The 14292-nt window shown below is 37.4% G+C and carries 10 protein-coding genes, 1 tRNA gene and 1 CRISPR repeat array; of the genes, 4 read left to right on the top strand and 7 right to left on the bottom strand.

All coding sequences use genetic code 11. The features are described 5' to 3' along the window. Nucleotides 1–5 precede the first annotated feature (5 nt). Both WJM97_RS21755 and WJM97_RS21750 read right to left on the bottom strand, forming a co-directional pair. A complete protein-coding gene (locus tag WJM97_RS21755) occupies nucleotides 6–926 on the bottom strand; it encodes a hypothetical protein (protein ID WP_353930845.1) in 921 nt (306 codons plus the stop codon). A 234-nt stretch (nucleotides 927–1160) separates the two neighbouring features. Next, nucleotides 1161–1820 carry a nuclease-related domain-containing protein gene (locus tag WJM97_RS21750; RefSeq protein WP_353930844.1) on the bottom strand — a complete coding sequence of 220 codons (660 nt, stop codon included), beginning with the start codon at nucleotides 1818–1820 and terminating at the stop codon, nucleotides 1161–1163. A 180-nt stretch (nucleotides 1821–2000) separates the two neighbouring features. Between WJM97_RS21750 and WJM97_RS21745 the strand changes: the two genes are divergently transcribed. Continuing rightward, complete coding sequence (locus tag WJM97_RS21745; RefSeq protein ID WP_353930843.1) at nucleotides 2001–2912, top strand: GUN4 domain-containing protein; 912 nt, start codon at nucleotides 2001–2003, stop codon at nucleotides 2910–2912. Nucleotides 2913–3459: 547 nt separating this feature from the next. Here WJM97_RS21745 and WJM97_RS21740 read toward each other — a convergent pair. From WJM97_RS21740 to dhaK, 3 genes are all read right to left on the bottom strand, one after another. Beyond that, nucleotides 3460–3533, bottom strand: a tRNA-Val gene (locus WJM97_RS21740). Between the two features lie 59 nt (nucleotides 3534–3592). Further along, nucleotides 3593–4231, bottom strand: coding sequence for a dihydroxyacetone kinase subunit DhaL (gene dhaL, locus WJM97_RS21735; protein ID WP_353930842.1), 639 nt, complete (start codon nucleotides 4229–4231; stop codon nucleotides 3593–3595). A gap of 1 nt (nucleotide 4232) precedes the next feature. After that, nucleotides 4233–5306 (bottom strand): dihydroxyacetone kinase subunit DhaK, encoded by a 1074-nt coding sequence (gene dhaK / locus WJM97_RS21730; protein WP_353930841.1) that lies wholly within the window; start codon nucleotides 5304–5306, stop codon nucleotides 4233–4235. Between the two features lie 344 nt (nucleotides 5307–5650). On the opposite strand from dhaK, the gene WJM97_RS21725 reads away from it, so the two are divergent. After that, nucleotides 5651–6754: a DUF2235 domain-containing protein gene (locus tag WJM97_RS21725; protein ID WP_353930840.1), complete on the top strand. Its 1104-nt coding sequence runs from the start codon at nucleotides 5651–5653 to the stop codon at nucleotides 6752–6754. A 6-nt stretch (nucleotides 6755–6760) separates the two neighbouring features. On the opposite strand, the gene def is transcribed toward WJM97_RS21725, so the two are convergent. Together def and WJM97_RS21715 are read right to left on the bottom strand one after the other, a co-directional pair. Then, on the bottom strand, nucleotides 6761–7294 hold the full coding sequence (gene def / locus WJM97_RS21720) for a peptide deformylase (RefSeq protein WP_353930839.1): 534 nt from the start codon (nucleotides 7292–7294) through the stop codon (nucleotides 6761–6763). A gap of 101 nt (nucleotides 7295–7395) precedes the next feature. Then, a CRISPR array of direct repeats spans nucleotides 7396–8448; the repeat unit is 36 nt; unit sequence GTTTCCATCCCCTTTCGGGGAAATAGGTTTGTAAAG. Between the two features lie 363 nt (nucleotides 8449–8811). Beyond that, the gene (locus WJM97_RS21715; RefSeq protein WP_353930838.1) at nucleotides 8812–10068 is read right to left on the bottom strand and encodes an HhoA/HhoB/HtrA family serine endopeptidase; all 1257 of its coding nucleotides are present in this window, start codon (nucleotides 10066–10068) and stop codon (nucleotides 8812–8814) included. A 139-nt stretch (nucleotides 10069–10207) separates the two neighbouring features. On the opposite strand from WJM97_RS21715, the gene dnaA reads away from it, so the two are divergent. Continuing rightward, complete coding sequence (dnaA, locus tag WJM97_RS21710) at nucleotides 10208–11578, top strand: chromosomal replication initiator protein DnaA (protein WP_353933235.1); 1371 nt, start codon at nucleotides 10208–10210, stop codon at nucleotides 11576–11578. Between the two features lie 17 nt (nucleotides 11579–11595). Next, entirely contained in the window at nucleotides 11596–14091 is a 2496-nt protein-coding gene (locus tag WJM97_RS21705; protein ID WP_353930837.1) for a GUN4 domain-containing protein, read from the top strand. Nucleotides 14092–14292 lie beyond the last annotated feature (201 nt).

Here is a 14292-nt window from a genome sequence, read left to right as displayed (position 1 = left end):
ATTGGTTATTCCTCATACCGACTGATGCGGAATATTACATAGTTATAAGGTAGTTTGGAACTGTCTGCCTTATGTACAATTGCACCTATTTCTGGTTTGTAAATCCATTTGTTCCAGTCAATTACTGTTTCATCTGCAACTTGCACAGCAATATAATTACCCTCTGCTAGACGACAACCCATTGCTGAATCTTCAAAATCTAGTCCCAGGTAAAATTTCTGTACAGCAACGTTTTCATGGCGTTGAGCTAGTAGTTTGACAACTCCCAAGGTGATTTCTGTGAAAAGTGCGATAGCTGGTTGGGTAGTTTTTAAAAGTTTGAGTCCACTTTGAAAAGGTGAAGTTTCTAATGCTGCTAATATTGCTTTGTCTTGCTCATTTTTAACGTTCACTGTCGAGCATTCAAAGGCTATTCCCTGTGAACCTACATTCAAACCAATAAAAATAGGGTAGCCAGAAATACCAGCAGATTGTCCTTCTTGTACCCGATAGGTTTGACTAAAGCTGACAGATTCTTGAGTATCAGCTACTTGGTTTGTCCCTGCAAAAGTAATCAGGACATTGTGTGTCCCACCACCGGGATACTTTTCAATATGCAAGCGATCTAAACGAATATTTACACGGTTGTTTTTGAGAGTATCGTCAGCTTGAATTGCACTGGGATGTTGGATAGGTTGAGTCTGTATTGAACCTGAATGATGAGGCGCGATGTAACCAAACTGGTGTGTTGCATACATCCAAGGTTGGTCTTGGACTAGGTTTAAAAACTCTAAAATTCCTTTATCAAACCCTTTTGACTGAGAATCCCCCACAACATTGCTTTCAAAATCCGGGTCTTTCATCTGTTGCAATTTTGCAGCTATCCATTCAGGATCTTCTGATTCACCAATAACCTGAATTTCTTCAAATACACTACTCAGCACCATACTCTCCTATTGAGAAAGATATATTCTGACCAGCACAAAATTTTGTACTAGCTTTTTTATACAGTAAGCTAAATGCTTAATTATATAAAAATTAATAGATGATACAGATTATAGTGGTATTTTTCCAGATTTTGCTTGAAATAGATGCTTGACTGTCAGAAATTGGGACTTCGTACTAGGAAAGCAAAATTATTATTGGTGTGAGTAAATGCAGTTCATAAATACTACTTATAATTAGCTATCCAACTGTAACAAAGTGTTAACCAAATTATTGGCAGTGACAACATAAACGCCACCAGCATTATTACCAGGAATATCAACATCACCCCGTGTAAAACATAGCATTCCTGTCACCCATCGGGCATTTTTTAAAGATTTGACTTCTGAAGCTTGACCTTTGACTTTGCTAATCAAATCACCTTCTTGAAAATCATAAGTATTTCTACCGTAGCACTTTCGCAGACGACCACTTTCATAAACTTTAGTTCCACTGTGAGACTTGACATCAATCACGAACCAATTACCTTTGGGAGAGTATAAAACTACATCTGCATCTCCCCATTTCCTAATTCGCAGGTTGTATTCTACTTGCCATCCTTGACGTTGCAACGGGAGCAATAATGCAGCTACTTGGGTTTCGGCTTTAGCACCGTTTTGAGCGTCACCAGCACGTTTCATGAGGTATTGCCCATTGGAGTATAGGTAGTAAGAGGTTGTTAATCCCCCTAAAAACAGGACTATTCCCACGGAAGAATTACTGAAGATACTGACTAAAAATAGTGTGCCAACAAAAACACCTCCTGCCAGAGCATAGCGTAAGATGGCAGACTGCTGTCTCTGCTCACCCAATTTACGGATATATTCTCCTGGCTGTCTTTTTTTTGGTGGCAACATCTGGAAGATTACTTAGGGGATTTATGCCTATTTTTTGCCAATATGCCATAATAATCAACAATAAGAGAAGCTAAGGGGGTCATAATTGGGTTAATCGCGTTAGCTAGTAGGATATTGATGGATAAGCCAAAATTTAAAAATATTCCTTGGTGTTTATAGTCCAGAGGTCTTTGAGAAAATATGAATAAAGATGATCTAGAAACTCTTGTTGACAGAATTGCTAATGAGCAATACACGGCAGAGGATATAAAATTATTACAACAACTGCTTACTGATAATCCCCAAATAGCATCACAAATAGGTAAGAATATTGTCAATATTGGGGAAGGTAAAGAAATTCATATAGGCGATCGCATTTACCAACAGTGGGATGAACAGGTGATCCAAACTTTAATTGAATTTATCAAAAATCAATCTGATTCTATACCTCTGCTTCCTAAAGAACTACCGCAGGAAGAGTACATTCGCTTGAAAAATCTGCTAGCATCAGGAGGGTGGAGAAAAGCCAATGAGACGACTAAATCTATTCTCCTGAAAGCAGCCAAGAGAGAAAAGGAAGGCTGGCTTACCGACGAAAACATCCAAAACTTCCCTTGTCAAGTTCTCCAAGTTATTGATCGCCTGTGGGTGAGGTACAGCAATCAGCGTTTTGGGTTCAGTGTACACAAGCAAATATTCAATGAATGCGAAAAAGATCCACAAGCATTTGGCAATCGCGTTGGCTGGTGCATACAAGAAACTTGGATTTCCTCTAGCCAAATTATTTTCGACCCTAGCCATGCACCAGAAGGTCATCTCCCTTGGGGAGTTATGCAGGTTGTGACAATGGATAATGCAGCTTTAAATGCTTTTGTTCATGGACTGCGAAACACCACAAAAAAAATTGTACAACAGGATTGGCAAAAACAACTTCTGGCTGATTTTATGGCATTTGGTGGATTTGTGACAGGTGACAATGTTGATAAAGAGGAGTTTAGGAGAAATTTGGAGTACGAACTCTCTCATGATCAAGCATGGTGGGAAGGAGAAAGGCTAGAAGAGTTGAAAGTCCGCAAACTTTTTTCATTACTGGCTGCTTGTCCAAATCTATAAGTACCTGAGCAAAATTAATTTAACATTTTTGGAACAAACAAAAATCTCTGTATTCCTTACCTGTTCCCTGTTCCCTGTTCCCTGTTCCCTGTTCCCTGTTCCCTCTCCAAAATATAAAATTTATTTTGCACGACTACTTAAAAGCGCTAAATTTTTCTTTTTCCATTAAGGCTTTAATTCTCCTTCGGATCTCAAAATGAGAGATCGCCTAACCAAATTAGTAAAATAAAATTAATTCCCATATATAAAATTACTACGAATGCAACTTATCTTAAACTTACCCTATCGCCTTGCATAAGCTCTTGATCGCGCAGTTACAGTATAAAAGTTAAATACAAATTTACTGCTTGAACCACAATCAAAATGACCACTAAGAAAAATTTAGGAGTTTATAGCAATTTTTGTCTAAAATAGAACTGAAAAATTTTGAAATCAATGATAGATCCCAGTAAACTTAATGACATTACAGACGTAAGTGCTGTAAGGCTTTGCGGCAATATTATGCTTGAAATCACAATTAAGCAAACCAAACTTAATAAATAAAAAATGGACGGTATTGGATTCGAACCAACGACCCCATCGATGTCAACGATGTACTCTAACCAACTGAGCTAACCGTCCTTATCCAAAGCAGTTACTATTCTAGCACATATATTTTAGAAGTCAAGGACAAAATTTTTCTAAACCCCAGAACCTTCTAACACCTCAAACAAACTCCGCAACATCCAATAGGCAGAAGTACCCCCCGGATCTTGATGTCCGATACTGCGATCGCCTAAATAACTCGCTCTACCCTTTTTCGCTATCATAGGTATAGTTGCCTGTAATCCTTGTTCGGCAGCGGTTACAGCTATCCTCAAAGCTGCCACTGTATCCTTTCCTTCATTGGCAGCTTGTTCAAAAGCCACTACAGCCGGAGATAGCACATCAACCATAGTCTTATCTCCTAACTGCGCTTTACCACGCTCAGTCATCCCATTTAATCCAGCTTTCAGTACCTCTGATAAATCCGTTGCTGTTAATTCTTGCTTACCCGCAGTTGCAGAACTAGCCCTCAAAAACCATGTCCCATACAAAGGACCACTTGCACCACCCACACTCGATATCAAAGCCATACTCACAGTTTTGAAAATACTGCTAATATCCTTCCCTTCCACACTGGGTAAAATATTGCTGACCTTTTTCAAACCCCTATCCATATTGATGCCATGATCAGCATCGCCAATGGCAGCATCTAATTCTGTCAACTCTTCCTTATGATGCCTAATAACAGAAGCAAATACTTGTAACCATTCAATAATCTGCACCTGAGTAACCATATTAAACTCCCCAGCGTAAACTAGCGGTTTTTACTGGTGCATCCCATAACCGTAACATTTCCTCATCTAACTTGAGCAGAGTAATAGAACAACCTTGCATTTCTAAGGATGTCATGTAGGGCCCAATCAGATTTCTGACGATTTGTAACCCTTCCTGTTCACAGAGTTGTGCTAGTTTGCGGTAGACAAGGTAAAGTTCAGAAACGGGAGTCCCACCCATACTGTTAACAAAAGCTAAGAAGCGATCGCCTTTTTCCCAGGGTTTATTTAACAGTTGTATATCTACCCATCCTGTTTGATTTTCGTCCCACTCCCTAACTGTGCGATTATAGCCACTATCATCAATTAGGGTTCTCCACAAAATTTCCGTAATTTCATCCCCCGATCTCATAGAAACCCTTTCCCTTCCCGGTTCTCCATGAATTCCTATCCCCAATTCGATTTCATTATCCCCTAAAGCAAAGGTCGGTGTACCCTTAGCAGGAACAGTACAAGAACTTAAAGCCACTCCCACACTACGACCATGCAGATTTACCTTTTTGCACAAATCCGCAATTTGTTGTAAATCATAACCTTGGGCTGCTGCCGCGCCACAGATTTTTTCTGCCAGTACCGTTGTCCCTACCCCTCTTCTACCTTGGGTAAATAAACTATCTTTGACAGCCACATCATCGTCAATAATTATATTTAAGGTGCGGATATCTTCACTTCTAGCTAATTCCGTGGCCATTTCAAAATTCATCACATCGCCACTATAATTTTTAACGATATAAAGAATACCAGCACCTCCATTGACCTGCTGTGCTGCCGCTAACATTTGATCAGGAGTAGGTGAAGTAAAAACCTCCCCTGGACAAGCAGCATCAAGCATTCCCATTCCTACAAAACCCGCGTGCATTGGTTCATGACCACTGCCACCACCAGAAATAATTGCTACTTTACCCTGTACAGGTGCATCCGCACGATAGACAAAAGTCGGCTCAAAATTTACCTTAATTAAACCAGCATGAGCCGCAGCCATTCCTGCTAGACTTTCCTTAACAAAGTCTTCTGGGCGATTAATTAGCTTTTTCATGATTCCCGTCGGCAAAGGAGCTTAAATTCAGGATAAGCTTTTACTGCACCAAATTTCAGCATTTTTGCTGGTGACTGCTTTTAAGTTTCGTTAAATTTCTTAGTTTTATAAAACTATCAAAAGCATCCCAAGCTAAAACATACGAGGGAATTAGTTCTAATTGCAGACCTTTAATCATTAACTGTCTCACAGATAAGATAGTAAGTCCAAAGGGGTAGTAACGGAAACAGAAAACATAAGTTAACATTACTTCCGTAGCACGTTCAACTTGTTGGTTCAAGTTTGTCCATGAAAATACATACAAAAATGTTATATTACTACGTAATCCTATTACTTCAATAAATATGAAACGTCTTGTTTTAGTCTGTGATGGAACATGGCAAAAAGCGACTGTAAATTGTCCAACAAATGTCATGAAAATGGCTCAATCTATTAGGCCATTTGATGATGACAACATTTCCCAGATTGTATACTATAGCGATGGAATTGGTACTGACTATTTAATTAGTGAACCAACAAACACATCATTAAATATAGATATTGTCCAATTATCTAGCAAGTATCTGGGAGGTTCTTTTGGTTGGGGAATTGATAATAGGATACTAGAGGCTTACCAGTTTTTGTGTCTAAATTATCAAAAAGGAGACCAAATATATCTATTTGGTTTTAGTCGTGGTGCATATACAGTGCGTTCTTTAGCAGGATTGATCTACTGTTCAGGATTATTAAAAAAGGAATTTATCAATAAAATCACAGATGCTTATAATCTTTACCGAGATCCAGAGAAGAAACCTCAAGATGAACAATGCATAGAGTTTCGTAATAACTATGGGACTGTAGACTATAAAAATAGAGAGACAGTACCTATTAAAGTTTTAGGGTGCTGGGATACTGTTGGTTCATTAGGTTTTCCAAATCTAATTGAGGATGTAGGTTTGGATAAATTATTAAATAAGAAATATGGGTTTCACGACCGGAGAATTAATCGTGACATAGAAAACGCCTTTCATGCAGTAGCAATTGATGAAAAGCGTCTAGCATTTGATGTCACCCGAATGGAACTACCTAATAATGGTAGCAATGTAAACATAGAACAAGTGTGGTTTCCTGGTAATCATGGTTGCGTTGGTGGAGGAACTCAAGAGACTCAAGGTTTAGCTAATTGTGCTTTGCTTTGGATGATTCGACGAGTTGAATCATTAACAAATTCTCTATCTCTGGATCAGGATTATATCAGCAAAATAATACCAGATCATAGCATCTATTTTGATAATACTCCTAGAAGTTTTTTCTTTATTCTAGACCAAAACTTCCGTATCATAGATGATTTTTCCAACTTGCATCACAGTGTCAAGAAGCGATGGTGTGATGATCAAGATTATCGTCCTCAAAATCTAGAAAAATTTCAAGATCAATTAAATGATTGGTGTCAGTCAAATCGTAGTTAGTCTCATTTAAGTTTTATTAACTATCCGCTGTTGATATTCAGCTTCTGTCATTAAATCATTAACAGATTCTACCCGATCTAAAAATACCATTCCTTGTAAATGATCATATTCATGCTGAAAAATCCGAGCGATAAAATCAGTTAATTCTTGTTTTTTAAAATCGCCATTTCTATCAGAATATTCAACTTCAATTTTTTGAAATCTAGGAACTAAACCCCTAATTCCTGGCACACTTAAACAACCTTCCCAACCTTTGACAATTTCAGGAGAATGGCTGATAATTTTGGGATTAATCATTGCAGTAGGCTGCATTTCCGGTGCATTTGGATATCTAGAATTAGGACGAGAAGCAACAATAAATAAGCGATAAGATTCTCCTACTTGGGGTGCAGCAATTCCCACACCATTAGCTTGATTTACAGTAGCAATTAAATTATCAATTAGTGATTGGATATTTTTATCCTCAATATTTTCCACCCACAGGGATTTTTGGCGTAATTTAGGATTACCTAATTGAATAACTGGTAAGTTTTGATTCATATTCAAATATAGGACTCGGAGGAGATTTCATGGCGTTATGATTCCTATATTAACGAAATATGAAACTACAATCATTAAGTGAGAGAGGAAGGATTAGTAGTGTTTCCATCCCCTTTCGGGGAAATAGGTTTGTAAAGAAAACAGCAATAGTAGCAACGTTGACAACAGAAACGTTTCCATCCCCTTTCGGGGAAATAGGTTTGTAAAGTCAGCCTTATTCACCTAATGCTAATAAAGCAACAGTTTGTTTCCATCCCCTTTCGGAGAAATAGGTTTGTAAAGCTGTTTCTGTATGTCCCACACCAACGCTCTGCACAAAGTTTCCATCCCCTTTCGGGGAAATAGGTTTGTAAAGCTGATACTTATTCTCACCACGCATGGGGATCCCCATGCTACGTTTCCATCCCCTTTCGGGGAAATAGGTTTGTAAAGACAAGCAAAAAAAGGAAGATACATCTGGTGTAAATACTAGATGTTTCCATCCCCTTTCGGGGAAATAGGTTTGTAAAGAATGCAGTTTTAGATGGTAGAAAAGAAGTTCAACAGGTTTCCATCCCCTTTCGGGGAAATAGGTTTGTAAAGAAGGGAGAAAGCTGGGAAGTCAGGTCTAGTTACGGTTTCCATCCCCTTTCGGGGAAATAGGTTTGTAAAGTAGTCGGGGAGGGTCAAACCCTACCCCAAAGATAAATGTTTCCATCCCCTTTCGGGGAAATAGGTTTGTAAAGCCAAAAGCAAGATCAAAAAAACGAAAACCTCAAGTTTCCATCCCCTTTCGGGGAAATAGGTTTGTAAAGGAGATCTCTCCAAGTTCGACAAGGGCATACAAATAACGTTTCCATCCCCTTTCGGGGAAATAGGTTTGTAAAGGAACAAAACAAAATATGCAACATTAGATTTGTTTTGTGTTTCCATCCCCTTTCGGGGAAATAGGTTTGTAAAGATGGGCAAAGGATTTTTATGAAATCATTTACATTAAATGTTTCCATCCCCTTTCGGGGAAATAGGTTTGTAAAGGTAAAAATTAATTAAGCCCACGGAGGCTTTTTATCAGTTTCCATCCCCTTTCGGGGAAATAGGTTTGTAAAGTAATTAGAGCAAGGCTAAATTATGTTGTTAAAGTTTCCATCCCCTTTCGGGGAAATAGGTTTGTAAAGAGTTCACTTTTGGAAGCCTTACAGAGCAAGGGTTTGAGACCCCCATTTCGACACCACATTTTTTATTCTCAATAAGTGCGAAGAAATTCTCAATAAGCAAGGCTTTGGAAACCTGGAAACGCTTACCCTGTAAGCATTCGACACCAGTCAACGAAGTTATGCGGTTTTCAAGGTTCGGGCTTGTGGTGTCGAAAGACTTTTACCACTTTTGAAAGTGTATCCTATCTGACCTGGAAAAAACAATAGTTACTTATCATTTCTTAAAAATTGGCTTTTTCAGGCTTTTTCAGCCAGGGAATTAATTCCCTGTCTAATAGCAGAAGTCGGTTAAAACCGACTAGGAGAATTAGAAACTGCAATTAATTAATTTTGCGATCGCACTGGTAAAGGTGCAGGACTCACTGTTAATTTCAAAGGTTGTCCATTTCGTTCTACTTCCATGACTAAAGGAGTACCAATTTGACTATTTTCAACAATTTTTTGTATTTCTTCCACATTGGTAATCGTTTGATTATTGATACTTGTCACCACATCACCTCCTCTGAGTCCACCACGTGCTGCTGGTGATTGGGGAATAATTCTTACTAATAAAACACCTTGATTAGAAACTATGTTAACTCTACCACCAGTTCTATTAATTATTCTTTCTTTAATTTCCGGCGTAAGCGTTATCATTTGTACACCCAAATAAGGATGATCTACCCTACCTTTACTAATTAATTCCTGGGCAATTTTCTGTACTGTATTCATAGGAATTGCAAAACCCAAACCTTGCGCTCCTTGGATAATTGCGGTATTCATACCAATTACTTCACCACGAGAGTTAAGCAAAGGCCCACCAGAATTACCAGGATTAATTGCTGCATCAGTTTGTAAATAATCTACCCGTTTATCACTAGCACCAATATCACTACTAGAGCGATCTGTAGCACTAATAATTCCCGAAGTCACAGTATTATTTAAACCTAAAGGATTACCAATCGCAATTACAGGTTCTCCTGGTTGTAAAGTATTAGAATCACCTACAGCTAAAGTGGGTAAATTATTAGCCTTAATTTGAATCACGGCCACATCCGTAACCGGATCTTCTCCTAATACTTCACCATCAAATCTTCTCCCATCTTTTAAGGTTACAGTCACCTTATCTGCACCATCTACAACATGAGAATTAGTTAAAATTTGCCCAGAGGAATTAATAATAAATCCGGAACCGCTACCCCTTTCCACTCTTTCTGTGGGTTGGGGAATTCTATTCCCAAAAAAGCGCTGGAAAAATGGATCAGAAAATTCATTAGGTACTTGGGATGTAACAGTTCTCGCTGCATCAATCCGGACAACCGCACCACCTACCTTTTGTACTACTGCCACTACAAAGTTAGGATCACCAGTAGATGCGATAATAGGTGGGGGAGCTACTGAAGTGGATGAAGTATTTCTTTGTATCTGAGAATTACTCCTTTCTGCTTCTAAAGTCCTGCTATTGAAGTTAGAACAACCACTCACAACTAATGTTGCTAACCCAGTTATTAATAACCCAAATCTGATTTTAGCCCTTTTCGGATTTAAATTAGCACTGGAATCAAAATTGTGGCCTTCTGGATCATGATATTTTTTATTCATTGATTTTTTCTCCGTGTTCGTCACTAGATGTTAGGATATTGGCTACTTGGTTTGTACCAGAATGATTACAGTTTCAGATTAAATTATGACTGTTCATTCATATCCATATTGTGACGATTAGCAGCAAAGGTAGTAGATGATGGAAACTCCCATAGACAATCTGTGGTATCGGGTGTTAGAGAGGTTACAACTCAAGCTATCTCGTCCCACCTTTGAAACTTGGATTAAAACTGCTAATGCCGAGGAATTAGAAAATAATTGCTTAGTTATATCTACTCCTAACTTATTTGCTCGCAATTGGCTTCAGAAGTATTACATTAATACAATTGCCAGTGTGGTAGAAGATATTTTAGGCTATCCTGTAGAAATTTATCTTACTGTTGTTCAAGATAATGAAGTTTCTGCACTAGATAAACAAGAGATTGTGTGGGAATTACCAGCAGTTAATGCTATTAACTCCAATGTAACTACAAATCAACAAAAAAGTACAGACTTAAATTCTAAGTATGTTTTTTCTAGGTTTGTGGTTGGTGCTAATAATAGAATGGCTCATGCTGCTGCTTTAGCTGTGGCTGAATATCCAGGGAGGGAATTTAATCCTTTATTTTTATGTGGTGGTGTGGGTTTAGGAAAAACCCATTTAATGCAAGCTATTGGTAATTATCGCTGGGAAATTTATCCCGATTCTAAAATATTTTATGTTTCGACTGAACAGTTTACTAATGATTTAATTACTGCTATTCGTAATGATAGTATGCAGGGTTTTCGGGAGCATTACCGGGCTGCTGATATTTTATTAGTGGATGATATTCAATTTTTGGAAGGGAAAGAATACACTCAAGAAGAATTTTTTCATACTTTTAATACTTTACATGAGGCAGGAAAGCAAGTTGTGATTGCCTCTGACCGTCCACCTAATCAAATTCCTAGTTTGCAAGAACGGCTTTGTTCGCGGTTTTCTATGGGTTTAATTGCCGATATTCAAGCACCGGATTTAGAAACGCGGATGGCGATTTTACAAACAAAAGCTGAATATGAAAACATCCGTTTACCCAGAAATGTAATTGAATATATTGCGGCTACTTATACTTCTAATATTCGGGAATTGGAAGGGGCATTAATTCGGGCTTTAGCTTATATTTCTATTTGGGGTTTACCAATGACGGTGGAAAATATCAGTCCAATTTTAGGTAATTCTCACCAAAAAGTAGACGTTACGCCGGAAGTGATTTTAAATGTTATATCTGACTTTTTTAAGTTACCAATTGCAGATTTAAAAAGTAATTCTCGTCGTCGGGAAATTAGTTGGGCTAGACAAATTGGGATGTATTTAATGCGGCAAAATACGGGGTTGAGTCTGCCGAGAATTGGTGAGGAATTTGGGGGGAAAGATCATACAACGGTGATGTATAGTTGTGATAAAATTACTCAGTTACAAGAAAAAGATCCGACTTTAGTTCAAACTTTACAACAATTGAGCGATCGCATTCACATGAATAGTCGTTTTTAAAAACAGCAGGTGAGGAAATGTCTAAGGAAGCATCACAGCAAAATAACGAAAATAATAATATTACCATTAGTGATCAACCAGCATCTCAAGATTATCTTGGTTTAACACCTTATGTCATTGCTATGACTAAGTTTTTAACTAATTCTGATACAAAACCACCATTAAGTATTTCCATTGAAGGTGAATGGGGTAGTGGTAAATCTTCCTTTATGAAGCAACTGGAAACTGAGATAATTTCCGAGTCTGAAGAAATTAAAAAACGAAAGTTACAGAAACTCTGGGATAAGATCAAAAAAGAACATATAACCAGCGATTTATCAGATATATGTCAACTTTTAGAAATAAAGTTCAGTCAAAAAACCCAAACAGTTTGGTTTAATGCTTGGAGACATGAAAAAGCTGAATCACTTTGGGCTACTTTTGCTATCTCTTTTTTAGAACAAATATCTAGTAATCGTGATTTATCCGATTGGATACCTAATTTATTAAGTTCCTTATTTTTGTTTATTAACCGTTTAGACTTTAAAGAAAAACCGCTCAAGTCTCTCAACTCAATAATTTACATTAGTTTGGTTTCTAGTATTATTGTCACTTTTATCTATGTTGGAGTTTTTAAAGTAGGTGTTTCTGGTATTTCTCAGTTTTCGGAACAGATAGTAGAACTGCTAGAAACCAAGGAAGAGGAGAAAGAAGAAGAGAAAAAAGAAAAAAAAGCACAGCAACCAAAGCCGAAACCAGAATCAAAAGAACAGGAACAACGCAATGATGAAAATTCAGATAATGTCTTAACTATATTATTATTAATTGGTGGGATTGGTGGTTCATCTGCTGGAATTGGTAAACTGCTGGGAAAATTAAAAGAAATCATTGGTGATCCAAAAATGGATTTGACTCAATATCTGGAATCACCAGACTATAAAAGTCAAGTTGCTTTTGTGGAAAAGTTCCATGAAGACTTTAGAAAAATTGTGGAAGCTTATATCGGCAAAGATGAAAAAGTTTATGTTTTTATTGATGATTTAGACCGTTGTGAACTTGACAAAGCCGCTGATTTACTACAAGCTTTAAATATGATGATTTCCAATGATCCACAGATTATTTTTATCTTGGGTATGGATCGGGAAAAGGTAGCAGCAGCAATCACCTACAAGCAGAAAAATGTACTTCCTTATCTAGCTTCTTTGAATGGAAATAATCAAGATCAAACAACAAATAATACAAATAATGGTTTAACGAAAAAGTTGGATTATGGTTTTAGTTATTTAGAGAAGTTTGTACAATTATCTTTTACAATTCCTAAACCTTCAGAAAATAGTCTCCAAGGTTTTTTTACAGGAATATATCTCAGAGATAATCAAGATAAAGTTTCAAGGAGAAAACGATTTTTTGGTATTCCTTATGAATCAATTATTAAAACTTTTAACAAGAGAAAATCATCATCCAATAATACAACCATAAAAGTTGAACCAGAAACAATTCCTCCGCGTCGAGAACTAGCAATTTTTCCAATCATTAAAAAAGATTTAGAATATAATGAACAAGAAGAACTGGTGAAAATGGTTGCACCTTTCTTTGATAATAATCCACGTCGTTTAAAACAATATCTGAATGGATTAGGATTAAAAAGATATATTTATTATTATGCAGTTGGAACTACCTGGAAAGAAAGAGAGGTAATAACTCAACAGCAATTAGGTAAGTTTGTAGCAATTACCCTGAAATATCCCCGTCTTTTATATGAATTGGAAAAAGAGCCTTCCCTACTTTCTACATTAGAAAAATGTGCTGTTGATAAAGATAATAGCTCTGATGAAAAATACAGTCAAGTAGCTTACTGGATAAATACATATCCTAAATTGGCAGATTTACTTTGCTATTTACCTAACAAGAATAATGATCAACCTGATGATAAATATAGTCTGAAAAATCAAGGAATTAAAAAACTCCTCCAAGTTTTACCTCAACAAGAAGATTTACCCCCTCAATATTTCCAACTGCGGGAGTTTCTAGAAGAGAACAATTGGAAAGAAGCTGATCAGGAAACACTAAATGTTATGCTCAAAGTAGCTAACCGAGAAAAAGAAGGCTATTTAGAGATTGAAGATATTGAGAATTTCCCCTGTCAAGACCTCTACATTATTGACCAACTTTGGGTAAAATACAGTGAAGGACATTTTGGCTTTTCTGTGCAAAAGAAGATTTATCAAGAATTAGGTGGCACAATAGCTTATGATCAGAATATATGGATACAGTTCTGCGATCGCGTAGGATGGAGAAAGGAGGGAGAATCGCTGGACTATGAACAACTTACTTTTACCTTGACACCAAGAAATTCGAGAAGCACCAACCAAAACCAAGAACCTCCCCAGGGACATCTCCCATACCAAGTAAACATCTGGAAACTAACGCCATATCCAACGACGGGCCAACTATTTCCACCAACCCCAGAAACACGCAGAAAACTCGCAGTAGTCGCTAGTCTCTTCTCTCGCATCGAGACTTGTAAACTTTAACCTGTAAGCATTACATAAAATTATTAAGAATTTTAAACAACCTATTTTCCACGAAGTCATGCGGTGTCTGGTTTGACCTGACCTAGCACTGCGTCCCAATTCATTAACAACGGGTTTTCCTGATTTTCTTGTAGTACGATGCTTGCGAATTGGGGGTAATAGTAACGTAAATAAGAGTTACCCATTCACAATCAACGTTAA

Origin of the sequence: Okeanomitos corallinicola TIOX110 (genome assembly GCF_038050375.1) — a bacterium.
Classification (GTDB): Bacteria; Cyanobacteriota; Cyanobacteriia; order Cyanobacteriales; family Nostocaceae; genus Okeanomitos; species Okeanomitos corallinicola.
The sequence above is the reverse complement of the archived record's forward strand: the minus strand, read 5'-3'. Positions and strand labels throughout refer to the sequence as shown.